Source organism: Microcoleus sp. MON2_D5, from assembly GCF_036701905.1.
In the GTDB taxonomy this organism is placed as follows: domain Bacteria; phylum Cyanobacteriota; class Cyanobacteriia; order Cyanobacteriales; family Microcoleaceae; genus Microcoleus.
This window is the reverse complement of record NZ_JAUBRM010000232.1, coordinates 1-1,303: the sequence shown is the minus strand read 5'-3', so window position 1 is coordinate 1,303 and position 1,303 is coordinate 1. Positions and strand designations below refer to the sequence as shown.

At 42.9% G+C, this 1,303-nt stretch carries 1 protein-coding gene; it reads left to right on the top strand.

Going from position 1 to position 1,303, the window contains the following annotated elements:
- Positions 1 to 296 precede the first annotated feature (296 nt).
- Positions 297 to 1,253, top strand: coding sequence for a hypothetical protein (locus tag QUA47_RS30870; protein ID WP_333433637.1), 957 nt, complete (start codon positions 297 to 299; stop codon positions 1,251 to 1,253).
- Positions 1,254 to 1,303 lie beyond the last annotated feature (50 nt).

Here is a 1,303-nt window from a genome sequence, read left to right as displayed (position 1 = left end):
AGTTAGCATATATATTTGTTATGAGCGCGGTTGCTTGAGATTTTATCATCCCTGCGATCGCTTTTACTTTATGCGAGTTCACCCGAGAATGAAACCGCCCTGCCTTAATAAGGGGGGGAAAAGAGTGAACGAAGCCCTCCTTTACAACAGGGTACAAGAGCACTCAAAGTCCCCCTTCTTAAGGGGGATTTAGGGGGATCTAGACTTAACTACAACCGAGATTTATTATCGGTTTCAGCCTTAAGTTGATACCAATTCACACTTACCCGCCCTACTTCCATAAATCCCAATTTAACATGACCGATCGCATTTCAGCACCTAACGTTTACTTATACGCTTTCCCACTGTACAATGACAGCGATCGCACTGATAACCCTCTGTGGGAACACTGCGACAAGATTCTGGCAAAATTTACCTATGAAAGGGTGACACCGGAGCTCGTTTGCCCAGCAAACTCTCACAGCTACTCCGAGGATTTACTTTCAGATACTCCCCTCCCCTTTAGCACCCGCAATCCGCTGATCGAAGGTTTTGTTCAACCGCGACAAATTCAAGACAGTTATGGTTTATGCTTAAATATAGGTTGCCGGGAAGATGGCACCGCCGATAATATAAATGTAAGTTTCATCGAGCAATTTAACCCCAATCAAGCTTTACTCATCAGCGGCGATGACAAGTTTTTAGGGCAAACTCTGATAATTACCGCATGGCTTACCGAGGACAACCTACCCGATAATTTAGATGCCCTCAAACCCCTCGCCGATAAATGTCGCGATGCTTTATTTCTGGGGGATTCTCCCCCGACATTCTACCGATCGGGTAAACTGTTTGGTAGCCCGATTTTTGAATACGGTTCAGTTAGCGATATTGCCAATTATCGCCACCTGCTGGTCTCGCTGCTTTGCGACGAAAAAACCGACGCAGATTTTAACACTTGCCAAGAGGAAATATTCAACCTATTATTTCACCGAAACAAAATCATCAAAGCTTTTCAAGACAGCCGCCACATATACCATGAACTTGATTCAGAATACAGCATCATTGAGAAAAATATGGAGATTTTGGAGCAGCAATTTGCCCAAGGAACTGTATTAACTCCCCCCCAATTGCTGGAATTTCAGGAACAGTTAAAACAACTCCTCAGCAAAGCTGTAACTTATACTCGCCTGCTGCGGAAACTCGAAGATTTTGATAATACAATTGCGATAAATATTTACAATTACAGTGATATAGCGTTCCTAATTGAGTTGTGAACACTAACCATACATATAAAGTTTGGGAAATCCAAATATTTGACGATTCA